Here is a 22,644-nt window from a genome sequence, read left to right on the forward strand (position 1 = left end):
CCAGCCCGCACGGCGAAACATCCGCACGCACATCAGCTCCAGGACCTCGCCGCTGCGCGCTAAGCTGCGCAGCCTCCGACCTCGGCAAAGGAGCGCCCGATGAACTTCGTCTTTCCCCACCCGTTGGTCACCCCGCGCCTGCGGCTACGCACTTTCCGAGAGGAAGACGCCGCGCCGCTGTTCGCCATGATGTCCGACCCGGAAGTCATGCGTTACTGGAACACACCGCCGTGGACGCCCCCTGCGCAGGCCCGCGAGGCGATCCTGCGGGACAGCCAGGCGCTCGTCGACGGCGAATACCTGAACCTGGCCATCGAGCGTCGAGAAGACGGCCAATTGCTCGGCAGTTGTATCCTCTTCCATTTCGAGAAAGGCTCGCGCCGCGCCGAACTCGGCTACTGCCTGGCACGTGCAGCCCAGGGCCGGGGTTACATGGGCGAGGCGCTGCGCAGGCTGCTGGCGTTCGCTTTCGATGAAATCGACCTGAACCGCCTGGAGGCGGAGATCGATCCGCGCAACCGGCCTTCGGCCGCCAGCCTGGAGCGCCTGGGCTTCCGCCAGGAGGGCCTGCTCGCACAACGCTGGATCGTTTCCGGAGAAGTCTCCGACTCGGCGCTCTACGGATTGCTCGCCGAGCACTGGCGCAACCGCTGAAGGAGGAACCACCGGCAGGGCCCGCCATCCGTCACTTTCCACAGAACCTGTCGTTCGCGCAACGGTCTTTAGACGGCACACCACATGCCTGCGGAGGCATCCCTCAAATGAAAAAACATACCCTGTTCGCCGTAGCTGCTCTCGGCCTGCTGTTCGCGGGCAGCACCCTGCTGCCTGGCGAGCTTTCTCCTGTCGGCTCCGCCTATGCCAAGGGCGGAAATGGCGGCGGCAACGGTGGCGGTCATGGCGGCGGCAAGGGCGGCAGCCATGGCGGCAACCTCGGCGGCCACTCCAGCAAAGGCCATGGTTCAGCCACCTCCGGCATCGCCAGCTCCCGCGACAGCCGCGGGCTGTCGCAGGCCAGCGCGATCTCCGCCACCACCCCCGGCGATCACAACAGCAAGGGCTTGAGCAACGCCATCGGCTCCTCGACCAAGAACGACCGCTGACCGCCAGTGGCGACCACGAAAAAGCCGGCCTTCGCGCCGGCTTTTTCGTGCCCCGCCCACACGGCTCAGGCGAAACCGCCGTTGACCCGCAGCACCTGGGAATTGACCCAGGCCCCGTCCGGCCCGGCGAGGAAGGACACCGCCGCGGCGATCTCGTCCGGCTCGCCGAGACGCTCCAGCGGCGCCAGCCTGGCGATCTGGTCGATCTGTTCGGCGCTCTTGCCGTTGAAGAACAGCTCGGTGGCCACCGGGCCGGGCGCCACCGCGTTGACCCTGATGTCCTGGCCGCGCAACTCGTTGGCCAGCACGTGCACCAGCCCCTCGACCCCGGACTTGGACGCGATGTACGGACCGTAGCTGGGCAGCGCCCGGGCGATCACGCTGGTGGACAGGGCGATGATCCGTCCGCCGCGCTCGACATGCCGGGCAGCCAGGCCGAGCACGATGAAGGCGCCGCGCAGGTTGGTGCGGATCACCCGGTCGAAGCCCTCCAGGTCGCCGTCGGCGATCTTCAGGTAGGGCATCGTGCCGGCGCTGTTGACCACCACGTCGATGCGGCCGAAGGCGCCCCTGGTGGCTTCGAACAGCTTGTCCATGTCCTCCGGGCTGGCCACGTCGCCCTGCACGGCGATGGCCGTGCCGCCGGCGGCGACGATTTCGGCCACGACCTCGTCGGCCATGGTCTGGTTGCCGGCATAGTTGACCGCGACCGCGAAACCGTCGGCGGCCAACCGCCGGGCAATGGCGCGACCGATGCCGCGGGAGGCGCCGGTGACGATGGCGGCTTGGGTGATGTCAGGCATGCTGGGACTCTCCTGGAATGAGCGTGGCGACAGCCACGCATCGACAGGGAAAGTCTAGAAGCCGGGTATTGGCGGATAAACAGCAGACAACCGTCATGACTATCCAGGATTTCCGGACAATACCGATACGCGGTCACGGCTTGCGCGCGATCCAGGCGTACTGCTGACGCTTCTCCTCGCCCAGGCGCTGGCGTCGGCGATGACTGGCGAACGCATCGCCGGAACAGTAGGTGCAGACGGCGCTGGCTTCGATCTGCGCCGGCCCGACGCCGGCGGCCTGGAACAACTGGCGACAGAAGGCTACCAGGTCCAGCCAGGCGCCCTGCTCCGCCTGCCTTGGCTCGGGCGGAGCGAACCGGGGTGGCCGCTCGGGGAGCGGACGACGCTGGCTCCAGGGCGGCACCGCGCCCTCCCAGAGGCGGCCGTGGCCGACCTGCAACGCCTCGATGAACCCGGCACTCACCTCGTAGCAGCAGGCTTTGATCCCGGGACCGATGGCGACCCGGATGTCCGCGCTGGCGACGCCGCGCGCATTGAAGCGCGCCACCGCCGCGCCGACGATACCGGCGACGAGCCCCTGCCAGCCGCCGTGCAGGGCGGCCACCACCCGACCGTCGCGACTGCTCATGAGAATCGGCAGGCAGTCCGCGGTGACCACCGCGACCGCCAGCGGCCCTTCGCTGAAAACACCGTCGGCGGCATGCCGTCCCGATTCCGACAACGAGCGCGCGTCGACGATCTCGGCGCCATGCACCTGCCGGCAATGGAATATCCGTTCGGAGAGTGCCTGGCCGGCTTGCTGGAAGCCATGCTCGATGCCTTCGATCGCCTTGAGGATGTCGGCCTGGACGGTCATGCTGTCTCGCCATGGAAGGTTGGAAAACGACCTTACCTCATCTTCCCGGAAGCCGCCTCAGGCGATGCCGCGCAGGAGGTCGGGGCAGCCACGATCACGCTTGATCAACGCAGCCAGGGCGACCTGGCCCAAAGGCCGGTCGGACACCGCGCCGATGCTCAGGCCATGGCCTCTGCTCCACTCGAACAACAGGCGCTTCTCGCGGCAATCGAGTTCGCCCACCAGCAGGAAGCGCCGGATGCTGCCGCTGCGTCCCAGCATCGCCAGCGTGCCCTTGCAGCCCTGGTCCAGGCGGAATCCGTCGTAGAGGCAATAGTCGTACGGGTAACCCTGGTCCAGGGAGCGCCGCAGCTCCCGTCGGTCCAGGCACAGGCTCAGGTGGAAGTAGCCGCAGCGGTTGAACAGCGCTCCGTACCTGAGCAGACGGCCGGGGTTGGCGCACAGCACCATGGCGCGCAGGGGTATTGCAGGCATCCTTGTGGCCTCCTGGAAACGTGCGGGTTGACCAGGACCGATTCTAGAAAGCGACAGCCGCGCAATTAATAGGACTTTTCCTCTAAATGCCTACCTGTGATCCGAAGCTTCCTCCTGGCCCAGGTTACGCAGGACACGCTCGGCCTGGCGCCTCAACGGCTCGCGCAACTCCAGCGGCTGCCTGACCTCGAAGTCGAACGGCAGGCCGCACAGGCGCCGGGCGAACCAGTCCAGGTCGTCGGTGCTGGCGCGCAACAGCGTACCGCCATCGACCTCGGCGAGCAGACCGAGGGGCTCGCCGAGCACCGCGACCACCTGCTCCCTCGCCGCCCGCATCAGAATTTCCACCGGGTAGGCGCGCGGCATCCGGGCGAAGCTCTCCCGCAGGTGGCGGAGGGTATCGAAATCCGCCGGTCGCTCGAAGCGCTCCGCCAGCATGCGCGGCGCGTCCAGGCGATCGAGACGGAACGAGCGCAACGCCTGGCGCAGGTGGCAGAAACCGCTGACGTACCAGCAGCCGTTGCGATAGGCCAGGCCGTAGGGATCGAGTTGGCGGAGGGTTTCGGCGCCCTGCGGGTCGCGATAGCGGAACTCGACCCGCGCACGGACCTGGGCGGCTTCGGCGAGGGTCGCCAGCGCCGCCACACTGGTTCCCGCCCGGGCGCGGGCCAGGTCCAGGCTGGCGGTCTCGCGGAGCGCCACGAGGCGCCGCCGCAGCGCAACGGGCATCACCCTGCTCAGCTTGGCCTGCGCACTTTCCAGGGCCAGCTCGCTTTCGCCCAGGCCGAGACTGCGCACCGCCAGCAGGCCGAGGGACACGGCCAGGGTTTCCTCCGCGCTGAACATCAGCGGCGGGAGCTTGAAACCGGCCACCAGGCGGTAACCGCCATGGCGTCCGCGCTCCGCCGAGATGGGTATGCCCAGCTCCTCGAGGGCGACGATATAGCGACGCAGCGTCCGTCCATCCACCTCCAGGCGCCTGGCCAGCTCGCTACCGCTGAGCTGGCCGTGGCTCTGCAGCAGTTCGAGCAGGGCGAGCACGCGCACCGTGGGCTTGGACATTTTTCGATCCACCGGAAAAATCAGGACCGAATATAGCCTATATCCCCCCTACCCTGCGTTCAGCCCGGTTGCGATGCGCAACGTGCGTTACCTGAACGGAGATGGAAGATGGAACCTGTACTGTTTTATGGCGTACCCCACGGCTGTTCCTTCGGCTCGATCGTGGCCCTCGAGTGGCTCGGCCGCCCCTATCGCCTGTGTCGGATCGAGATGCCGCTGGAGACCGGCGAGCGCACCTACGTGCGCCTGAACCCGGCTCGCCAGACGCCCACCCTGCTCCTGGAGGACGGCCGCGCGCTCAGCGAAAGCCTGGCCATTCTCCAGCACCTGGCGGCGCGCGACCTGTGCAGGAAGCTCGGTTATCCGCAGGGCAGCGCCGAGTTCGACGAACTGAACTTCGCCCTCGCCCTCCTGCATACCGAATGCCATTCGGCCTGGGGAGCCCTGTTCTATCTGGAGGACGCCGACGCAACCACGACGGCAAGGGCGCTGACGCGCGCGGCGCGAGCCTATGACCGGATCGACAAGCTGCTCGGCGACCGCAAGTGGCTGGCCGGCGAAGGGCCGAGCGTGGCCGACGCCTACCTCGCGGGTACCGCTCGCTGGGGACGGGAGCTGGGCTACTTCGACCTGCAACACGACTTTCCGCGCCTGCATCGACACCTGGAGAAGCTGGAGCAGGACCCGGCGGTGCGCTTCGCCCATGCCATCGAGGATCGCCTGCCGGCGCAGAGCTGCGGGGAGTTCAGGGGAGAGGTGACACTGGCAGAAGTGGCGAGCCGCCTGCTCGCCTGAAAAGCGCCAGCGCCAGCGCCGGGCCGGCGACCGTCACTTGCCCTTGGCTTCGTGCAGGCGCGCCACCAGCTCGGCCTCGGCCTGCGACAGACCGCAGGCCTGGGTCAGGTCTTCGGCGCTGGCGCCGAGCCCGACCAGGCGTGCGGCCTGGCTGAACGACAGCGTGGTCGGATCGCGCTGCTCCAGGCGCGCGACCCGGTCGGGAAGCGGCGCGAGTTGCTTGCCGAGGTCCTGCAAGGCCTCGCCCATGCGCACGTTGACCTGCTGGTAGGACTCGATGCGCTTGCTCAGCTCCTTGAGCCGGCGCTCGCGCGCGGCGCCCTCCTCCGCCTGCTGCGCCAGCGCAGCTTGCAGGCGGCGCAATTCACGGCGCAGCCACAGGCACGCCGCCGCCAGGCCGAGGCAGGCGGCGAGCGCCAGTGCCAGCGCGACGACCTCCATCTCAGCAGGCCCTCGTGTCGGTAGAACGCATCAGATGCTGCCCAGCTCCGACCATTCTTCCTCGGTCATCATCTTGTCCAGCTCGACCAGGATCAGCAGCTCGCCGTTCTTGTTGCAGACACCCTGGATGAACTTGGCCGACTCTTCGTTGCCGACGTTCGGCGCGGTCTCGATTTCCGACTGCTTCAGGTAGACCACCTCGGCGACGCTGTCGACCAGGATGCCGACCACCTGCTTGTCCGCCTCGATAATGACGATCCGCGTGTTGTCGCTGACCGGCGCAGGGTCCAGGCCGAAGCGCTGGCGGGTGTCGATCACCGTGACCACGTTGCCGCGCAGGTTGATGATGCCCAGCACGTAGCTCGGCGCGCCCGGCACCGGGGCGATCTCGGTGTAGCGCAGCACCTCCTGGACCTGCATCACATTGATGCCGTAGCTCTCGTTGTCCAGGCGGAAGGTGACCCACTGCAGGATCGGATCTTCGGCGCTTTGCGCGGTGGCTTTGCTCATTCCCCTAACCTCTCGAAAACCGCCGCAAGTGGCGGAAGCTGTCTATCAATGGTCGCCGTGCAGGCGCTTGACGGCGCCGCTGGCGATCAGTTCGGCGAGCGCCGCCACATCCAGCAGCGCACACATGTGTTCGATGACCGTGCCGGCCAGCCAGGGCCGCTGGCTACGCTGGCTGCGCCATTTCACCTCGGCCGGGTCGAGGCGGATCGAGCGGCTCACCTGGTGCACCGCCAGCCCCCACTCGTAGCCCTGGACCGAGATCACGTACTTGAGGCCGTCGCGATAGTCGTCGCGGTAGCGTTCGGGCATCACCCAGCGTGCGGTGTCCAACACCTTCAGGTTGCCCGCCTGCGACGGCAGGATGCCGAGGAACCAGTCGGGCTGGCCGAACAACGGGGTCAGTTCCTGGTTCTCCAGCGGATAGATCGAGCCGAGGCACACCAGCGGCACCGCCAGGGTCAGCCCGGCGACGTCGAACAGCAGGCACTCGAAGGGCTCCGCCGCCCAGGCCGGACGACCGTCGTCGAGCAGCGGCAGGTCGAGCAGCGGCGGCTCGCCGACGCTCGCCGGGGCGCTCGGCACGCGCAACTCGATGACTTCGTGGGGCCGTGGCTCGACCGGCAGCTCGCGCAACGTCGTCGGTTCGTCGAGCAGGGCCGCCGGCGCCGGCGGAACCAGGCGCGCATCGCGGACCTGCTCCTCGAGCACCGCGGCCTCGAACTCGTCGAACCCGTGGTCGACCGGCAGCGTTTCCAGCGCCGGGGCCGGTGTCGCCACTTCGGCGACCGCCAGCGCGACAGGCTTCAACGGCGCGGGCGCAGGCGCTGGCGGCGTCTCGACGAGAGGTTCCAGGTCCTCGAAAGTGGCCTCCTGGAGCAACGCATCCAGGTAGGACTGCAAGGCCAGTTGCGAACGGGTGGCGGTGGCGGCGCTCATGTGGGTATTCCGCGACAGGGGTCTACAACGGTTATCGGCCGCACTCCGGTGCGGCTTGAATGCGCCTGTCGGCGCGGCGACCGGCGCGCCATCAGGCCACCCGGGTGGCCGGCTGCTGCGCCAGCAGATGCTTGAGCAAGGCGCGGTAGGCGATCACCCCGCGACTCTTGCCGTCGTGCTGCGACGGCGTGACCCCGGCCCGGCTGGCATCGCGCAGGCGGGTATCGATGGGAATGAACGCCTGCCACAGGTTGTCCGGGTAGTTCTCGTTGAGAATCCGCAGCGTGCTCAGCGAAGCCTGGGTCCGCCGGTCGAACAGCGTAGGTACGATGGTATAGGGCAACGCCTGTTTGCGCGACCGGTTGATCATCGCCAGGGTGTTGACCATCCGCTCCAGCCCTTTCACCGCGAGGAACTCGGTCTGCACCGGGATCACCAGGTGCTGGCTGGCGGCCAGGGCGTTGACCATCAGCACGCCGAGCAGCGGCGGGCTGTCGATGATCGCATGGTCGAAATCCTGCCAGAGCTGCGCCAGGCTCTTCGAGACCACCAGGCCGAGACCGCTCTTGCCCGGCGACTGGCGCTCCAGGGTGGCCAGCGCGGTACTCGACGGCAGCAGGGAAATGCGTTCGTTGCTGGTGCTGCGCAGCAGCGAGGCCGGCAGCCCCTCGGGGACGTTGCCCTGGTGCAGGAACAGGTCGAAGGCGCTGTGCTCGAGGGTGTCCGGGTCATAGCCGAAATAGCTGGTCATCGAGCCGTGGGGGTCCAGGTCGACCACGACCACGCGCTTGCCGGCATCCGCCAACAGGCCGGCCAGGGCGATGGACGAGGTGGTCTTGCCGACCCCTCCTTTCTGATTGGCGACTGCCCAGACTTTCATTGCTCTACTCTTCCTGGCATGGGTCTACCCGGTTGGGGCCGCGCTAATGGCCAGTTCGGCCCCGGCGCCCGTACGCAAACCATGGTTCGCGCGCTCATGGCGAAGGCGACGGGGAATTGACGGTTGCCGGCGCGGGCGCCGGCGTACCGCCAGTATCTGCAGCTTGCGTGCCAGCTGCCGAGCCTGCGTGGCGGAGCGCCGAATCCGGTTGCGCCTTGCCGCTGCCGACCCCGCTGACGCTGCGCCGCACCTCCAGGTTGCGCGAGATCACCAGCACCACCCGGCGATTCTTCGCCCGCCCCTCGGCGCTGGCATTGTCCGCCACCGGCTGAAATTCACCATAGCCCACCGCAGCCATCCGCGACGGCTCGACCCCATCGTTGCCGAGCAGGCGGACGATGCTCGCCGCCCGCGCCGCCGACAGTTCCCAGTTGGTGGGATAGCGCGGGCTATGGATCGGCACGTCATCGGTGAAGCCCTCGACATGGATCGGGTTCTTGTAGGGCGCCAGGATCTTGGCGACCTTCTCGACGATATCGAAGGCGGCATCGTTGGGCAGCGCATCGCCGCTGGGAAACAGCAGGCTGGAATTGAGAGTGATCTCGATCCACAGCTCGTTACCGCGCACGCTCAACTGGTCGGAGGCGATCAAGTCGCCGAAGGCATCGCGCACGCTGTCGGCGATCCGCTCCAGCGAGTCGGCGCTGGCCGCGTTGTCGCTGGGCTGCTCCTCGACGCTGGTGCGCTCCGGCTCGGTGGTGCGCGGCCGCTCGTCGCCGATGGGAATCGGCTTCAACGAGCGGTCGGGCTGGTTGAACACGCCGGTGAGGGTCTCCGAGAGGATCTTGTACTTGCCCTCGTTGATCGAGGAAATCGAATACATCACCACGAAGAAGGCGAACAGCAGGGTGATGAAGTCGGCATAGGAAACCAGCCAGCGTTCGTGGTTCTCGTGTTCCTCCTGGTGGCGACGGCGGCGCTGCATGCTCGGCTCCGGTCAGTCCATGAAGCCTTGCAGCTTCAACTCGATGGAACGCGGGTTCTCGCCCTCGGCGATGGACAGCAGGCCCTCCAGGAGCATCTCGCGGTAGCGCGACTGGCGCAGTACCAGGGTTTTCAGCTTGTTGCCGATCGGCAGCAGGAGCAGGTTGGCGAAGCCGACGCCATAGATGGTGGCGACGAAGGCCACGGCGATGCCGCTGCCGAGCTGCGCCGGGTTGGCCAGGTTGCCCATCACATGGATCAAGCCCATTACCGCGCCGATGATGCCGATGGTCGGCGCATAGCCGCCCATGCTCTCGAACACCTTGGCGGCCTGCAGGTCGCGACTTTCCTGGGTGAACAGGTCGACCTCGAGGATGCTGCGGATGACTTCCGGCTCGGCGCCGTCCACCAGCAGTTGCAGGCCCTTGCGCGCATAGGGATCGGGCTCCGCATCGGCGATGCTCTCCAGGCCGAGCAGGCCTTCCTTGCGCGCGGTCATGCTCCAGGAGACGATCCGGTCGATTCCCCCGGAAAGATCCTCGCGCGGCGGGAAGAACACCCAGCCGAGCATGCCCAGGCCGCGCTTGAGCACGTTCACCGGGGTCTGCAACAGCGCCGCGGCCAGGGTGCCGCCGATCACGATCAGCGCCGCCGGACCGTTGAGCAGGGCTCCGGCGTGGCCGCCCTCGAGAAAGTTGCCGCCGACGATGGCGACGAACGCCAGGGTGATCCCGACCAGGCTGAGCACATCCATCAGCGCGTCCCCTCGGCTCGGCGAAGGCGCGCGCAGCTCGTCACGTGGGTGGCCATCGAAGGCAGTCTCCTCATTCCTGCACGCACGCTTACTGGCACGCCTCGACCAGGTGCCGGCCGATGTCGTCGAGCCCGTACACCGCGTCCGCCAGGTTGGCCTTGACCACGGCCATCGGCATCCCGTAGATCACGCAACTGGCCTCGTCCTGCGCCCACACCTGGCTGCCGCCCTGCTTGAGCAGGCGCGCACCCTCGCGCCCGTCGGCGCCCATGCCGGTGAGGACCACCGCCAGGACCTTGTCGTTGTAGGCCTTGGCCGCCGAGCCGAAGGTCACGTCGACGCAGGGCTTGTAGTTCAGGCGTTCGTCGCCGGGGAGGATGCGCACCGTGCCGCGGCCGTCGACCATCATCTGCTTGCCGCCCGGCGCCAGCAGCGCCAGGCCGGGACGCAGGATGTCGCCGTCCTCCGCCTCCTTGACGTTGATCCGGCACAGCTTGTCGAGGCGCTCGGCGAAGGCCTTGGTGAAGGCCGCCGGCATGTGCTGGATCAGTACCAGCGGCGCCGGGAAGTTGGCCGGCAACTGGGTCAGCACCCGCTGCAAGGCAACCGGTCCACCGGTGGAGGTACCGATCGCGACCAGCCGGTAGGCCTTGCGCTTCGGCGCCGCCGAGGTCGACGCCGGGGCCGGCGACGCGCCGGCACCAACACGCGCGCTCGCGCCGACGCTGGAGGACGACGCCGGCGCATGGCTGGACGAGGTGGCCGAAGGCAGCGGCGGCAGGGTGATCGAGCGACGATTGCTACGGGCGATGGTCAGGACCTTCTCGCAGAGCAACTGGCGGACCTTGTCCGGGTTGCGCGAGATGTCCTCGAAATTCTTCGGCAGGTAGTCGACCGCTCCAGCGTCCAGTGCATCCAGGGTCACCCGCGCGCCCTCGTGGGTCAGCGAGGAGAACATCAGGACCGGGGTCGGGCAACGCTGCATGATGTTGCGTACCGCGGTGATGCCGTCCATCAGCGGCATCTCGTAATCCATGGTGATCACATCGGGTCTCAGGGCCAGCGCCTGCTCGATGGCCTCGCGGCCATTGGTGGCGGTGCCGACCACCTGGATCTGTCCATCGGCGGAGAGAATCTCCGAGACACGGCGGCGGAAGAACCCCGAATCGTCCACCACCAGGACTTTGACTGCCATAGCTACTCCTCAGAGGGCGACGCTCCTGCGCCGCCGGAAACCCATACGCGGCGTCAGATGCGCCGTGCGTAACGCTTGAGCATGCTCGGCACATCGAGGATCAGGGCGATGCGCCCGTCCCCGGTGATGGTGGCGCCCGCCATGCCGGGGGTGCCCTGCAACATCTTGCCGAGTGGCTTGATCACCACTTCTTCTTGTCCCACCAACTGGTCGACGACGAAACCGATGCGCTGGGTGCCGACCGACAGGATCACCACGTGCCCCTCACCCTGCTCTTCGTGGGCCGCACTCGGCACCAGCCAGCGCTTGAGATAGAACAGCGGCAAGGCCTTGTCGCGGACGATCACCACTTCCTGGCCATCCACGACATTGGTGCGCGACAGGTCAAGATGGAAGATTTCGTTGACGTTGACCAGCGGGAAGGCGAACGCCTGGCTGCCCAGCATCACCATAAGGGTAGGCATGATCGCCAAAGTCAGCGGCACCTTGATGACGATCTTCGAGCCGGACCCCTTCTGCGAAAACACGTTGACCGTGCCGTTGAGCTGGGAAATCTTGGTCTTCACCACGTCCATGCCGACACCGCGGCCGGACACGTCGGAAATCTCGGTCTTGGTCGAGAAACCCGGGGCGAAAATCAGGTTGTAGCACTCCAGGTCGGTCAGGCGGTCCGCCGCATCGCGCTCCAGCAGGCCCTTCTCCACCGCCTTGTTGCGCAGCACCTCGGCGTCCATGCCCTTGCCGTCGTCGGTGATCATCAGGAGGATGTGGTCACCCTCCTGCTCCGCTGACAGCACCACCTGGCCGACCCGCGGCTTGCCGGCGGCCTCGCGCTCCTCCGGACTCTCGATGCCGTGGTCGACGGCGTTGCGCACCAGGTGCACCAGCGGATCGGCGAGGGCCTCGACCAGGTTCTTGTCGAGGTCGGTCTCTTCGCCCACCAGCTCCAGGTTGATCTCTTTCTTCATGTTCCGCGCCAGGTCGCGAACCAGGCGCGGGAAGCGGCCGAAGACCTTCTTGATCGGCTGCATGCGGGTCTTCATCACCGACATCTGCAGGTCGCCGGTGACCACGTCGAGGTTGGCCACGGCCTTGGCCATGGCCTCGTCGCCACTGTTCAGGCCCAGGCGCACCAGGCGGTTACGCACCAGCACCAGCTCGCCGACCATGTTCATGATCTCGTCGAGACGCGCCGTATCCACCCGCACGGTGGTCTCCGCCTCGCTCGCCGCGGGCCTGTCGGGCGCCGCCGGACGCGCGGCGGCGGCCTTGGCCGGAGCGACCGGTTTCGCCGCGGGACTCTTCGCCGCGATGTTCTTGGCTACCGCCGCGGCGGCCGCCACGGCCTCGGAGGCGCCGTTGAACTTGCCCTTGCCGTGCAGTTCGTCGAGCAGCGACTCGAACTCGTCGTCGCTGATCTCATCGCCGCCCGCGGCGGCCGGCGCCTTGCCCTGCTCCGCCGGCGCAGCCGCTGGAGCCGCGGCAGCCGGTGCGGCGGGTGTGCCGGCGGCTTCCGGGACATCGCCGAACTTGCCCTTGCCGTGCAGTTCGTCGAGCAGCGCCTCGAACTCGTCGTCGCTGATATCGTCACCAGCGGCAGCCGCGGCCGGCTCGACCGCCTTGGCGGGGACTTGCGCAAGCTCGGCCGAGACCGCCGGCGGGACGAACTTGCCCTTGCCGTGCAACTGGTCGAGCAACGCCTCGAACTCGGCGTCGCTGATCTCGTCGCCAGCGGGAGCCGCGGGCGCTTCTGCAACGGCGGAGGCCGGCGCTTCGTCGCCCTGCAGAGCATCCAGCAACTGCTCGAACTCGTCGTCGGTGATATCGCTGGAGGCACTCTGCGCGGGCGCTTCCGGCGGCGCCGCAGGCTCGGCTGGCGGAACGGCCGCCGGTGGCGCTTGCACAGGTTCCGCGGGCTCGGCGCCCTCGGGCTCGGCCAGGCGGGCAAGGGCCGCCAGCAGCTCGGGCGTCGCCGGGGTCGGTTCGGACTGCTCGCGCACCTGGTCGAACATCGCGTTGACCGTATCCAGCGCCTGCAGCACCACATCCATCAGTTCGGAGCTGACGCGCCGCTCGCCCTTGCGCAGGATATCGAAGACGTTTTCCGCAATGTGGCAGCATTCCACCAGCGCGTTCAGCTGGAGGAAGCCGGCACCGCCCTTGACCGTATGGAACCCACGGAAAATGGCATTGAGCAGGTCCATATCGTCCGGCCGGCTCTCCAGCTCGACCAGTTGCTCGGACAATTGCTCGAGAATCTCGCCGGCCTCAACCAGGAAGTCCTGGAGGATTTCTTCATCGGCGTCGAAGCTCATTCGGCTGCTCCCAGAGACGTGTTACTCGAAAGGATCGGCAGGACCGCTGTCCTGCCGGAAATACCGGCCCGGCTTTCCGGACCGACTTCAGCCCGCCCGCCGGGATCACCGGCATGACGAAGGCTGTGCCAGCAGCCCGCGGATGCCAGCGTTCAATGCTTACTTAACGGCAGCGATGCCGCAGTCTTGAGCCGGGCGGGTCAGAAACCCAGGCTGGACAGCAGATCGTCCACGTCATCCTGCCCGGACACCACATCCTCTCGTTTTTCCGCGGCGACCTGCGGCCCCTCGCCCTTGGCCGAACGCTCCAGCGCGGCCTGGTGGCGCATGCTCACGTGGTCGTGCTCGATTCCGGCGTAACGGTCCACCTGGCCGGCCATCCAGACCAGCTTCACGAGGTTGCTCTCGACCTCGGTGACCAGCTTGGTGACACGCTTGATCACCTGGCCGGTCAGGTCCTGGTAATCCTGCGCCAGCAGGATGTCATTGAGCTGCGAGGACAACTGGCCGGCGTTCTCGCCGCTGCGCACGAGGAACTGTTCGATGCGCTTGGCCAGCTCGCGGAAGCCGTCAGCGTCGATTTCCCGGCGCATGAAGCGTTGCCACTCCTGGTGCAGCTCCCGCGAATCGTCGCCCAACTGGTTGACCAGCGGGGCGCTCTGCTCCACCAGGTCCATGGTCCGGTTGGCGGCCTTCTCGGTCATTTCCACCACGTAGGAAAGACGATCGGTGGCATCGGCGATCTGCGACATTTCCTGCGCGTGGGGGGAATGCGGGTCGATCTGGAAATCGACGATGGCGTTGTGCAGTTCGCGGGTCAGCTTGCCCACTTCCTGGTAGAGGCCACGGTCCCTGGCCTGGCTGAGCTCCTGGATCAATTGCACCGCCTGCTGGAAGTGCCCCCGTTCGAGACAGTCCACCAGTTCGCGCGCATGTTTTTTCAGGGTCGATTCGAATTCGTCGCCCGTGGAATCGTTACCAAGCACCATGACACCCTCTTGGCCGGCTTCAGCCGTTGACCCGCTCGAAAATCTTCTCGATCTTTTCCTTCAGGACCTGAGCGGTGAAGGGTTTGACCACATAGCCGTTGACCCCGGCCTGGGCAGCTTCGATGATCTGGTCGCGTTTGGCCTCGGCGGTGACCATCAGCACCGGCAGGTGCTTGAGGCGCTCGTCGGCGCGAACCGCGCGCAGCAGATCGATGCCGGTCATGCCCGGCATGTTCCAGTCGGTGACGAGAAAGTCGAAATTGCCGCTGTGCAGCATCGGCAGCGCCGTGGTGCCGTCGTCGGCCTCGGCGGTATTGGTGAAGCCCAAGTCCCGCAAGAGGTTCTTGATGATGCGTCTCATCGTGGAAAAGTCGTCCACGATGAGAATTTTCATGTTCTTGTCCAAGTAAACCTCCGTACAGACCAGAGCGCGCCCCAGGGGACGCGCCACACATTCTTTTGCGTTAACGGTTACAAGCTGCGGTCGAGGCCGGTTCAGGCCGACCGCCAATCGGCCAGGCGCGCGCGCAAACGCGCGGCGCACTGGCTGTGCAACTGGCTGACCCGCGATTCGCTGACGCCCAGTACCTCGCCGATCTCCTTGAGGTTGAGTTCCTCGTCGTAATACAACGCCAGCACCAGGCGCTCGCGCTCCGGCAACTTGGCGATGGCATCCGCCAGGGCCGCCTGGAAACGTTCGTCGAGCAGGCCGTGGATCGGTTCGTTGTGACTGAGGCTGGTGTCTTCCGGCAATCCATGTTCGCCGTCCTGCAACAGGTCGTCGAAGCTGTACAGACGGCTGCCCTGCGTGTCGCTGAGGATGCCGTAGTAATCTTCGAGGCTCAATTGGAGTTCGGCAGCAACTTCGTGATCTTTAGCGTCGCGTCCGGTTCTCGCCTCGATCGCGCGGATCGCGTCGGTCACCATGCGCGTGTTGCGGTGCACCGAACGCGGCGCCCAGTCGCCCTTGCGGACCTCGTCGAGCATGGCCCCGCGGATGCGGATGCCGGCATAGGTCTCGAAGCTGGCGCCCTTGCCGGCGTCGTATTTCTTCGCGGCCTCGAGCAGGCCGATCATGCCGGCCTGCATCAGGTCCTCCACCTGCACGCTGGCCGGCAGGCGGCCGAGCAGGTGATAGGCGATGCGCTTGACCAGTGGTGCGTAACGCTGGATCAGTTGCTCCTGGGAGTTCTGCGCTTGCGCCTTGCTATACATACGCACTCCAGAGGCCGCTGTCATACGGCCGAACCTGTCGCGGGGTGTTGGACCAGTCGTTCGACGAAGAACTCCAGGTGCCCGCGCGGGTTGGCCGGCAGCGGCCAGCTATCGACCTTCTGCGCGACCGCCTTGAAGGCCAGGGACGCCTTCGAGCGGGGGAATGCCTCGTATACGGCTCGCTGTTTCTGCACGGCCTTGCGTACCGACTCGTCGTAAGGGATGACACCTACATACTGTAGTGCGACGTCGAGGAAACGGTCAGTGACCTTGGTCAGTTTGGCGAACAGGTTGCGTCCTTCCTGCGGGCTGTGGGCCATGTTGGCCAGGACCCGGAAGCGGGTCATGCCGTGGTCGCGGTTGAGCAGTTTGATCAGGGCGTAGGCATCGGTGATCGAGGTCGGCTCGTCGCAGACGACCAGCAGCACCTCCTGCGCGGCGCGGACGAAACTGACCACCGAATCGCCGATCCCGGCGGCAGTGTCGACGACCAGGACATCGAGGTTGTCGCTGATATCGCTGAACGCCTGGATCAGCCCCGCATGCTGCATCGGCGAGAGGTGCACCATGCTCTGCGTGCCGGAGGCCGCGGGAACGATGCGCACGCCACCGGGACCGAGGAGGAGGACATCGCGCAGTTCGCAGCGTCCCTCGATCACGTCGGCCAGGGTGCGCTTGGGCGTGAGTCCCAGCAGGACGTCGACGTTGGCCAGGCCGAGGTCGGCATCCAGCAGCATGACGCGACGGCCGAGATCGGCCAGAGCCAGTGCCAGGTTCACCGACACATTGGTCTTGCCGACGCCGCCCTTGCCGCCAGTTACTGCGATCACCTGTACGGGATGCATGCTACCCATCTGCTTCATACCTTGTGTTGTCGTCTTCCCGGAACGCCCCTTCCAGCGCTCTCCGGTATTGGCGGGAACGATGCGCCATCGCTCCCGGCCCGGCGGAAGCCACCTTCGCTTCCGTCACCCGCGCCACGCGCGGTTCTTCCCACGTCCTCAGCCGGCACGCCGCGCCGGTTGCTGGTAGAGCCCGGCGAACATCTCGGCCATGGCGTCCTCGCTGGGCTCTTCCGGTGCCTGCAGGCTCACCGCCCGGCTGACCAGTTGGTGACTGCGCGCCACCTGCAGGTCGTCCGGAATCCGCGGCCCATCCGCCAGATAGGCTACCGGGAGACGCTGGGCGATAGCCAGCGCCATCGATTCACCGAGGCTGCCCGCCTCGTCCAGCTTAGTCAGGATGCAACCCGCCAGCCCGCAGTGCCGATAGGTCTGGTAGGCCGACTTGAGCACCTGGCTCTGGCTGGTGGTGGCCATCACCAGGTAATTCTTCACGTTCAGGCTCGGCGACGCCAGTGCCTCGAGCTGCATGCGCAATGCCGGGTCGCTGGCCGGCAGGCCGGCGGTATCGATCAGCACCATGCGCTTGCGCGCCAGCGGCGCCAGGGCCTGGATCAGCGACTGGCCGGGATCGACCAGGGTCACCGGTACGTTGAGGATCCGACCGAGGGTCTTGATCTGCTCCTGGGCGCCGATCCGGTAGCTGTCCATGCTCACCAGCGCCAGGCTCTGGGCGCCGTACTTGAGGACGTAGCGCGCGGCCATCTTCGCCAGGGTGGTGGTCTTGCCGGCGCCTGCCGGGCCGACCAGGGCCAGTACGCCGCCCGCGTCGAGCGGGTCCTGCTCGGGGGTCTGCACGGCACGCGACAGGTGCGCCAACAGCATGCGCCAGGCCTGGCGCGTATCGCCCACCGCGGCGACCCGCTCCAGCAACGGCTTGCTCAGCTCCGCCGGCAAGCCCATGCGCTGCAGGCGCCGCCAGAGATTGGCCTGCTGCGGACGCTGGTGCTGCAACTGGCCCCAGGCGATGGAACCCAGTTGTACCTCGATCAGCTCGCGCAGGCCGTTCAGTTCGAAACGCATTGCCTCGAGGGTCTGGCCGCCCGCCTGGGGCTTGGCCTGCGCCGCCGTCATGGACTCGGCCAGGGTCGGACGCGCCGGCTTCTCCTCGGCGAACAATTGACGGTCCTTGCGCTGGTTTTCCGCCGGACGCGCCGTCAACTCGGCGCGCGCCTCGGCGATCCGCGCCTGGGTCTTGCGCAGCTCCACTTCCAGCGCCGGGTTGGGCTTGCTCGGCGCCGGCGGGGCCTGGTAATCCAGCGCCGCGGTCAGCTCGATGCCGCCGGCGACCCGGCGGTTGCCGAGAATCGCGGCGTCCGGACCCAGTTCGTCGCGGACCAGTTTCATGGCCTGGCGCATATCGGCGGCGAAGAAGCGTTTGACTTGCATTGCCCGAACCCCTCAGTTCAGTAGTCTTGCCGGCAACCTCAGGTTGCCCGGTGTGCCAGCCCTGGAGCCGGCGCAGCCCTCGTTCAGTTCTGTCCCACCGTCGCGACGATGGTGACTTGCTTGTTGTCCGGGATTTCCTGGTAGGCCAGCACATGCATGCTGGGCACCGCCATCCGCGCGAAGCGCGACATCATCGAGCGGATCGGTCCGGCAACCAGCAGGATCGCCGGCTTACCGAGCATCTCCTGGCGTTGCGCGCTCTCGATCAGCGAGCGTTGCAGCTTCTCGGCCATCCCCGGCTCCAGCAACATGCCGTCCTCGGAGCCTTGTCCGGCCTTCTGCATGCTGTTCAGCAAAATCTGTTCCAACCTCGGCTCGAGCGTGATCACAGGCAGCTCCGGCTCAAGCCCGACAATGCTTTGCACGATTGCGCGGGACAACGCGACGCGAACCGCGGCGACCATCGCGCCGGGATCTTGACTCCGTGGAGCGACGTTGGCGATGGCCTCGGCGATGGTACGGATGTCGCGCACCGGCACCTGCTCCTGGAGCAGCGCCTGCAGGACCTTGAGCAGGGTGGACAGGGAAATCAGCCCCGGCACCAGCTCTTCCGCCAGCTTCGGCGAGCTGCGCGCGAGCAATTGCAGGAGCTGTTGCACTTCTTCATGGCCCAGCAGCTCGTGGGCGTGCTTGTGCAGCACCTGGTTCAGGTGAGTGGCGACCACGGTGCTCGCATCCACCACGGTGTAGCCCAGCGACTGCGCCTGGTCGCGCTGGCCGGGCTCGATCCATACCGCCTCCAGGCCGAAGGCCGGGTCCTTGCCGGCGATGCCGTTGAGGCTGCCGAATACCTGGCCGGGGTTGATCGCCAGCTCGCGATCGGGATAGATCTCCGCTTCGGCCACGCTGACCCCCATCAGGGTCAGACGGTAGGCGTTGGGCAGCAGGTCGAGGTTGTCGCGGATGTGCACCGAGGGCATCAGGAAGCCCAGCTCCTGGGACAGCTTCTTGCGTACGCCCTTGATCCGCGCCAGCAGTTGCCCGCCCTGGTTGCGGTCGACCAGCGGGATCAGCCGGTAGCCGACTTCCAGGCCGACCATGTCCACCGGGGTGACGTCGTCCCAACCCAGTTCCTTGACCTCCTGGGCGCGCTGCGCCGGCAGCAGCTCCTGCTGGCGCTGCACCTCCTGCTCGGCGACCTGCTTGGCCTTGTTCTGCCGGTGCCAGATCCAGTAGGCGGCAGCACCGGCCAGGGCGCCGAGGCCGATGAAGGAAACATGCGGCATGCCCGGCACGGCGCCCATGGCGATCAGGATCGCCGCGGAAATCGCCAGCGCCTTGGGCGAGGCGAACATCTGCCGGTTGACCTGCTGGCCCATGTCCTCGGAACTGGAGACCCGCGTCACCATGATCGCCGCCGCAGTCGACAGCAGCAGCGACGGCAGTTGTGCCACCAGGCCGTCACCGATGGTCAGCAGGGCGTAGACCTTGCCGGCGTCGCCGAAGGACATCGAATGCTGGATCATGCCGATGGCGACGCCGCCGATCAGGTTGATGAAGAGAATCAGCAGGCCGGCGATGGCGTCGCCGCGGACGAACTTGCTGGCACCGTCCATCGAACCGTAGAAGTCGGCCTCCTGGGCCACCTCGCTGCGGCGCTTCTTGGCTTCCTCCTGCTCGATCAGGCCGGCGTTGAGGTCGGCGTCGATGGCCATCTGCTTGCCGGGCATGGCATCCAGGGTGAAGCGCGCGCTGACTTCGGAAATCCGCCCGGCGCCCTTGGTCACCACCACGAAGTTGATGATCATGAGGATCGCGAACACCACCACCCCGACCACGTAGTTGCCGCCGATCACCACTTCGCCGAAGGCCTGGATCACCTTGCCTGCGGCGCCATGGCCGTCGTGGCCGTGGAGCAGCACCACGCGGGTCGAGGCAACGTTCAGCGCCAGGCGCAACAGGGTCGCCACCAGCAGGATGGTCGGGAACACGGCGAAGTCCAGCGGCCGCAGGGCGTACACGCAGACCAGCAGGACGACGATGGACAGGGCGATGTTGAAGGTGAACAGCACGTCCAGCAGGAATGGCGGGATCGGCAGGGTCATCATCGCCAGCATGGCCAGCAGCAGGACCGGCACGCCGAGGCTGCCGCGCCCCAGTCCCGCCAGGTTGCTGCGCACATTGCTGATCAGTTGCGTGCGATCCACTCTCGACTCCCCTGCCCTGCGTATGGCGCCCGTAGGTGGGCGCCGAACAAACTTTTGACGCCGGAATGCGCGTCGGGCGGGTCATTGCAGGAACCGTTCCAACTTTTCAATTCATTGATTGAAAAGGGTTTTCGCCAATCACCAACTACCGGAGGCGCCACCGCCGCCACTCGAGCCTCCGCCGCCGGAGAACGAGTCCGAAGACGAACTGGACGAACTGGACGACGAGGAACCCGATGAGCTAGCGTAATCGCCGCCGCGTCGACGCCCTCCCCCCGAGCCGCCGGCGCTGAAATTGCAACCGATGAGCAGCGGCAGGCAAGCGGCGGGCAGGATGATCAGCGCCTCGATGCTGTTCAGCGGGTCGTCCACCAGCAACAGCAGACACTCCAGGGCCAGGGTCAGCAGCAGGCCGAGCAGGCCCGGCAGGTAGGCCCAGCGCCGTCCTCTGCGCAGCCCCTGCCAGGCACCGGCCAGCATCAGCAGGGTCAGCCCCAGCGAAAGCGGCACGGCCAATCCGTAATGGAGCACCGGCAGGCCATAACGGCGGTAGGCCCAGAACAGCCCCAGCGCATAGAGCACAAGAATGGCGAAGAACCAGCGGGCACCGCGCGAATACTTGAGCAACGCGCCGAAGCCGACGCCCAGGACCGCCACCATCTCCGCCAGCGCCACCATCGCCCCTGCCGGCCAGTGCCGCCCCAGTGCCAACGCCGCAGCGAGCGCCACTACCGCCCCCAGGGTCCAGTACCAGGCGCGCGGACGTACCAGCAGCGCCACCCCGCCGAGAGCGCCGAGCAGGAATGCGATAGCCAGGGTCTGCCGTACCGCGCCGGGCTCCAGCGGGTCGCGCGGCGGCGGCGGCAACGCCTCGCCGTCGATCAGTCGTACCAGGCGCTGCGCCGCCGCTTCCAGGCCGCCGGCGTAGTCTTGCTGACGGAACGCAGGGGTCATGTATTCGCGGATGATCCGCCCGGCATCGATGTCGGTGATCGTTCCTTCCAGGCCATAACCGACTTCGATGCGCATGCGCCGGTCGTCCTTCGCCACCAGCACCAGGACGCCGTCATCGATCCCCTTGCGCCCCAGCTTCCACGCCTCGAAGACCCGCGTCGCATAGGCCTCGATGCTGTCCGGATAGGTGCTGGGCACCATCAGGATCGCTACCTGGGCACCCTTCCGGGCCTCCAGCGCGGCCAGCGAAGCTTCCAGGCGGGCACGCTCGGCGGCGTCGAGGGTCGCGGTAAGGTCGGTCACCCGCCGCGCCAGCGCTGGAACCTCCGCGGACTCGTAGCCCGCATCGCGCGCTGCCTCGGCCTCGGCGCCGACCGCCGATGCCTCCACGGCCCCCTCCTCGACATCGGACGCTGCCACCGCGACGGTGACCGGCACCGTCGCGGTGGCAACGGAGGGAATCGCGGCGGCGCAGAGCAGCATGCCGAACAGCCGAAGCATGGCGAGATAACGCGTGATTGCAGACATCCTTGTCTCCGAATGAAATGAATGGGAACCCATTACCAACTGCCCGAGGCACCGCCTCCGCCGCTGGAACCACCGCCCCCGGAAAAGCCGCCGGACGACGAGGAGGAAGAGGAGGAGGAACCGCCGCCGGAGCTTCCCGACGAGCCTCCACCCCCCCCACTCAGGCGTACCTGGCCGAACACCAGCAGCCCGAGCATGAGCTGGAACGGTAGCAGGGCCAGCCAGACCAGCGGTGCGTCCAGGCCACCGGACAGCAGTCCGAGCAGCAGGTAGGCCGCCAGCAACGCCCACAGTCGGCGGTGGAAACTTTTCCGCCGCTCGCGCCATAGCGAGCGCATCAGGCGGTAGTTCGACCAGCAGAGAACCGCCAGCATCAGCACCCCGGCCGGCCACAGCAGGCCGTAGATGAAGGACACCGCGCTGAACCAATGCGCCGCCAGCCCGAGCAGGGCTACATAGACCAGTACGCCGATCACCAGGTAGAAGGCCGGGCGCACCGTCCACAGCGCGCCGAAGGTCGCGCCGCCGACCAGCATGCACAGCGGAGCGACCAGCAGCACGCTCATCCATTCGCCGGAAGCGCCGGCCAGCGTGCCCAACAGCCAGCAGAGCAGCGCCCCGCCGAGCAGCCAGGGCCAGCGCAGCGCCCGGGCACTCAACAGCACTCCGGCCAACGATCCGTAGATGAAGGCGACCAGCAGCGCCCAGGCTTCCGCCGGCAATGGCCCCAGCGAGACTTTCGGCGCACCCGACGACGCGGCCGCCGGCAGCGTTTCGCCGTCGACCAGGCGGATCAGCTCGTCCACCGCGGCCTCGATCCCGCCGGCGTAGTCACCCTCGCGAAATGCCGGGGCCATCCGCTCGCGAATGATCCGCCCGGCGACCACATCGGGCACCGCACCCTCCAGGCCGTAGCCGACCTCGATGCGCATGCGCCGGTCATCCTTGGCCACCACCAGCAGCAGACCGTCGTCGACCGCCTTGCGGCCGAGCTTCCAGGCCTGGAACAACTTGTCGGAGAAGGCTTCGATATCGAGGGTACCGGTAGTCGGCAGCATCACCACCGCGATCTGCGCACCGCGTCGCCGCTCCAGCGCCTCGAGCTTCTCCACCAGGCGTTGGCGCGTCGCCTCGTCCAGCGTGTGGGTGGCATCCACCACCCGCTCCGACAGGGGCAAGGCGACCCATTCCGCCGGCGCTTCGGCGTGCGCAGGCATCCAGGGCAGCAGCCAGGCCAGGGCGAGCAACAGGAGGACAGGCGGGAAAATACGATCAGACAAGGTTCGATCCATGAACGGCAAAGCTCTCATCCCGAGCGGGTATCGGCCAAGGCTGCCACAGCGCGGCGCGTA

Annotated in this window: 23 protein-coding genes; 3 read left to right on the forward strand and 20 right to left on the reverse strand. The window is 67.0% G+C overall.

Features of this window, described 5'->3' with window-relative positions:
- The first annotated feature begins 99 nt into the window (after positions 1 to 99).
- Both AC1RB9_RS18240 and AC1RB9_RS18245 read left to right on the forward strand, forming a co-directional pair.
- Positions 100 to 654: a GNAT family N-acetyltransferase gene (locus tag AC1RB9_RS18240; protein WP_003449753.1), complete on the forward strand. Its 555-nt coding sequence runs from the start codon at positions 100 to 102 to the stop codon at positions 652 to 654.
- Between the two features lie 107 nt (positions 655 to 761).
- Positions 762 to 1,103, forward strand: coding sequence for a hypothetical protein (locus tag AC1RB9_RS18245; protein WP_003117799.1), 342 nt, complete (start codon positions 762 to 764; stop codon positions 1,101 to 1,103).
- A 65-nt stretch (positions 1,104 to 1,168) separates the two neighbouring features.
- On the opposite strand, the gene AC1RB9_RS18250 is transcribed toward AC1RB9_RS18245, so the two are convergent.
- From AC1RB9_RS18250 to AC1RB9_RS18265, 4 genes are all read right to left on the reverse strand, one after another.
- Positions 1,169 to 1,906 carry an SDR family oxidoreductase gene (locus tag AC1RB9_RS18250; RefSeq protein ID WP_003083112.1) on the reverse strand — a complete coding sequence of 246 codons (738 nt, stop codon included), beginning with the start codon at positions 1,904 to 1,906 and terminating at the stop codon, positions 1,169 to 1,171.
- A 133-nt stretch (positions 1,907 to 2,039) separates the two neighbouring features.
- Positions 2,040 to 2,762 carry a purine nucleoside phosphorylase YfiH/LACC1 family protein gene (locus AC1RB9_RS18255; protein WP_003083110.1) on the reverse strand — a complete coding sequence of 241 codons (723 nt, stop codon included), beginning with the start codon at positions 2,760 to 2,762 and terminating at the stop codon, positions 2,040 to 2,042.
- Between the two features lie 57 nt (positions 2,763 to 2,819).
- The gene (locus AC1RB9_RS18260) at positions 2,820 to 3,236 is read right to left on the reverse strand and encodes a hypothetical protein (protein WP_003083108.1); all 417 of its coding nucleotides are present in this window, start codon (positions 3,234 to 3,236) and stop codon (positions 2,820 to 2,822) included.
- Between the two features lie 90 nt (positions 3,237 to 3,326).
- Positions 3,327 to 4,298, reverse strand: a complete 972-nt coding sequence (locus AC1RB9_RS18265) for a helix-turn-helix transcriptional regulator (RefSeq protein WP_003083105.1) — start codon at positions 4,296 to 4,298, stop codon at positions 3,327 to 3,329.
- A gap of 108 nt (positions 4,299 to 4,406) precedes the next feature.
- Between AC1RB9_RS18265 and AC1RB9_RS18270 the strand changes: the two genes are divergently transcribed.
- Positions 4,407 to 5,093: a glutathione S-transferase family protein gene (locus AC1RB9_RS18270; RefSeq protein ID WP_003449752.1), complete on the forward strand. Its 687-nt coding sequence runs from the start codon at positions 4,407 to 4,409 to the stop codon at positions 5,091 to 5,093.
- A 33-nt stretch (positions 5,094 to 5,126) separates the two neighbouring features.
- Here AC1RB9_RS18270 and AC1RB9_RS18275 read toward each other — a convergent pair whose 3' ends face one another.
- From AC1RB9_RS18275 to AC1RB9_RS18350, 16 genes are all read right to left on the reverse strand, one after another.
- Positions 5,127 to 5,534, reverse strand: coding sequence for a DUF2802 domain-containing protein (locus tag AC1RB9_RS18275; protein WP_003083101.1), 408 nt, complete (start codon positions 5,532 to 5,534; stop codon positions 5,127 to 5,129).
- 30 nt (positions 5,535 to 5,564) lie between these two features.
- Positions 5,565 to 6,044, reverse strand: a complete 480-nt coding sequence (locus tag AC1RB9_RS18280; RefSeq protein ID WP_003083098.1) for a chemotaxis protein CheW — start codon at positions 6,042 to 6,044, stop codon at positions 5,565 to 5,567.
- Between the two features lie 45 nt (positions 6,045 to 6,089).
- On the reverse strand, positions 6,090 to 6,980 hold the full coding sequence (locus AC1RB9_RS18285) for a CheW domain-containing protein (RefSeq protein WP_003083094.1): 891 nt from the start codon (positions 6,978 to 6,980) through the stop codon (positions 6,090 to 6,092).
- 91 nt (positions 6,981 to 7,071) lie between these two features.
- A complete protein-coding gene (locus AC1RB9_RS18290; RefSeq protein WP_003083092.1) occupies positions 7,072 to 7,860 on the reverse strand; it encodes a ParA family protein in 789 nt (262 codons plus the stop codon).
- 94 nt (positions 7,861 to 7,954) lie between these two features.
- Positions 7,955 to 8,845 carry a flagellar motor protein MotD gene (gene motD, locus AC1RB9_RS18295; RefSeq protein ID WP_003083090.1) on the reverse strand — a complete coding sequence of 297 codons (891 nt, stop codon included), beginning with the start codon at positions 8,843 to 8,845 and terminating at the stop codon, positions 7,955 to 7,957.
- 12 nt (positions 8,846 to 8,857) lie between these two features.
- Positions 8,858 to 9,598, reverse strand: a complete 741-nt coding sequence (locus AC1RB9_RS18300; RefSeq protein ID WP_003159935.1) for a flagellar motor protein — start codon at positions 9,596 to 9,598, stop codon at positions 8,858 to 8,860.
- Positions 9,599 to 9,686: 88 nt separating this feature from the next.
- On the reverse strand, positions 9,687 to 10,793 hold the full coding sequence (locus AC1RB9_RS18305; protein ID WP_003449751.1) for a protein-glutamate methylesterase/protein-glutamine glutaminase: 1,107 nt from the start codon (positions 10,791 to 10,793) through the stop codon (positions 9,687 to 9,689).
- A gap of 53 nt (positions 10,794 to 10,846) precedes the next feature.
- Positions 10,847 to 13,108, reverse strand: coding sequence for a chemotaxis protein CheA (locus AC1RB9_RS18310; protein WP_003449750.1), 2,262 nt, complete (start codon positions 13,106 to 13,108; stop codon positions 10,847 to 10,849).
- A gap of 200 nt (positions 13,109 to 13,308) precedes the next feature.
- On the reverse strand, positions 13,309 to 14,097 hold the full coding sequence (locus tag AC1RB9_RS18315; RefSeq protein WP_003083075.1) for a protein phosphatase CheZ: 789 nt from the start codon (positions 14,095 to 14,097) through the stop codon (positions 13,309 to 13,311).
- Positions 14,098 to 14,116: 19 nt separating this feature from the next.
- On the reverse strand, positions 14,117 to 14,491 hold the full coding sequence (locus tag AC1RB9_RS18320; RefSeq protein ID WP_003083073.1) for a chemotaxis response regulator CheY: 375 nt from the start codon (positions 14,489 to 14,491) through the stop codon (positions 14,117 to 14,119).
- Between the two features lie 101 nt (positions 14,492 to 14,592).
- Complete coding sequence (gene fliA, locus AC1RB9_RS18325; protein ID WP_003083070.1) at positions 14,593 to 15,336, reverse strand: RNA polymerase sigma factor FliA; 744 nt, start codon at positions 15,334 to 15,336, stop codon at positions 14,593 to 14,595.
- On the reverse strand, positions 15,333 to 16,175 hold the full coding sequence (fleN, locus tag AC1RB9_RS18330; RefSeq protein WP_003083064.1) for a flagellar synthesis regulator FleN: 843 nt from the start codon (positions 16,173 to 16,175) through the stop codon (positions 15,333 to 15,335). The genes fliA and fleN overlap by 4 nt, the downstream gene beginning before the upstream one ends.
- A gap of 138 nt (positions 16,176 to 16,313) precedes the next feature.
- Positions 16,314 to 17,603: a flagellar biosynthesis GTPase FlhF gene (flhF, locus tag AC1RB9_RS18335; protein ID WP_003117138.1), complete on the reverse strand. Its 1,290-nt coding sequence runs from the start codon at positions 17,601 to 17,603 to the stop codon at positions 16,314 to 16,316.
- A gap of 83 nt (positions 17,604 to 17,686) precedes the next feature.
- Positions 17,687 to 19,810, reverse strand: a complete 2,124-nt coding sequence (flhA, locus tag AC1RB9_RS18340) for a flagellar biosynthesis protein FlhA (protein WP_003083059.1) — start codon at positions 19,808 to 19,810, stop codon at positions 17,687 to 17,689.
- A gap of 138 nt (positions 19,811 to 19,948) precedes the next feature.
- Positions 19,949 to 21,292, reverse strand: a complete 1,344-nt coding sequence (locus AC1RB9_RS18345; protein WP_031632829.1) for a TPM domain-containing protein — start codon at positions 21,290 to 21,292, stop codon at positions 19,949 to 19,951.
- Between the two features lie 32 nt (positions 21,293 to 21,324).
- On the reverse strand, positions 21,325 to 22,584 hold the full coding sequence (locus AC1RB9_RS18350) for a TPM domain-containing protein (RefSeq protein ID WP_003449747.1): 1,260 nt from the start codon (positions 22,582 to 22,584) through the stop codon (positions 21,325 to 21,327).
- Positions 22,585 to 22,644: the final 60 nt, after the last annotated feature.

This window comes from Pseudomonas sp. 20-5 (assembly GCF_056782835.1).

Bases quoted from the DNA above. Each gene is read 5' to 3' on its own strand.
- AC1RB9_RS18310 (WP_003449750.1), bottom strand. From the start codon at position 13,108: ATGAGCTTCGACGCCGATGAAGAAATCCTCCAGGACTTCCTGGTTGAG.
- AC1RB9_RS18320 (WP_003083073.1), bottom strand. From the start codon at position 14,491: ATGAAAATTCTCATCGTGGACGACTTTTCCACGATGAGACGCATCATC.
- AC1RB9_RS18315 (WP_003083075.1), bottom strand. From the start codon at position 14,097: ATGGTGCTTGGTAACGATTCCACGGGCGACGAATTCGAATCGACCCTG.
- AC1RB9_RS18345 (WP_031632829.1), bottom strand. From the start codon at position 21,292: ATGTCTGCAATCACGCGTTATCTCGCCATGCTTCGGCTGTTCGGCATG.
- AC1RB9_RS18240 (WP_003449753.1), top strand. From the start codon at position 100: ATGAACTTCGTCTTTCCCCACCCGTTGGTCACCCCGCGCCTGCGGCTA.
- AC1RB9_RS18290 (WP_003083092.1), bottom strand. From the start codon at position 7,860: ATGAAAGTCTGGGCAGTCGCCAATCAGAAAGGAGGGGTCGGCAAGACC.
- AC1RB9_RS18305 (WP_003449751.1), bottom strand. From the start codon at position 10,793: ATGGCAGTCAAAGTCCTGGTGGTGGACGATTCGGGGTTCTTCCGCCGC.
- flhF (WP_003117138.1), bottom strand. From the start codon at position 17,603: ATGCAAGTCAAACGCTTCTTCGCCGCCGATATGCGCCAGGCCATGAAA.
- AC1RB9_RS18245 (WP_003117799.1), top strand. From the start codon at position 762: ATGAAAAAACATACCCTGTTCGCCGTAGCTGCTCTCGGCCTGCTGTTC.
- AC1RB9_RS18250 (WP_003083112.1), bottom strand. From the start codon at position 1,906: ATGCCTGACATCACCCAAGCCGCCATCGTCACCGGCGCCTCCCGCGGC.
- AC1RB9_RS18300 (WP_003159935.1), bottom strand. From the start codon at position 9,598: ATGGATGTGCTCAGCCTGGTCGGGATCACCCTGGCGTTCGTCGCCATC.
- AC1RB9_RS18260 (WP_003083108.1), bottom strand. From the start codon at position 3,236: ATGCCTGCAATACCCCTGCGCGCCATGGTGCTGTGCGCCAACCCCGGC.
- fleN (WP_003083064.1), bottom strand. From the start codon at position 16,175: ATGAAGCAGATGGGTAGCATGCATCCCGTACAGGTGATCGCAGTAACT.
- AC1RB9_RS18280 (WP_003083098.1), bottom strand. From the start codon at position 6,044: ATGAGCAAAGCCACCGCGCAAAGCGCCGAAGATCCGATCCTGCAGTGG.
- fliA (WP_003083070.1), bottom strand. From the start codon at position 15,336: ATGACAGCGGCCTCTGGAGTGCGTATGTATAGCAAGGCGCAAGCGCAG.
- AC1RB9_RS18285 (WP_003083094.1), bottom strand. From the start codon at position 6,980: ATGAGCGCCGCCACCGCCACCCGTTCGCAACTGGCCTTGCAGTCCTAC.
- AC1RB9_RS18270 (WP_003449752.1), top strand. From the start codon at position 4,407: ATGGAACCTGTACTGTTTTATGGCGTACCCCACGGCTGTTCCTTCGGC.
- AC1RB9_RS18265 (WP_003083105.1), bottom strand. From the start codon at position 4,298: ATGTCCAAGCCCACGGTGCGCGTGCTCGCCCTGCTCGAACTGCTGCAG.
- AC1RB9_RS18275 (WP_003083101.1), bottom strand. From the start codon at position 5,534: ATGGAGGTCGTCGCGCTGGCACTGGCGCTCGCCGCCTGCCTCGGCCTG.
- motD (WP_003083090.1), bottom strand. From the start codon at position 8,845: ATGCAGCGCCGCCGTCGCCACCAGGAGGAACACGAGAACCACGAACGC.
- AC1RB9_RS18255 (WP_003083110.1), bottom strand. From the start codon at position 2,762: ATGACCGTCCAGGCCGACATCCTCAAGGCGATCGAAGGCATCGAGCAT.
- AC1RB9_RS18350 (WP_003449747.1), bottom strand. From the start codon at position 22,584: ATGGATCGAACCTTGTCTGATCGTATTTTCCCGCCTGTCCTCCTGTTG.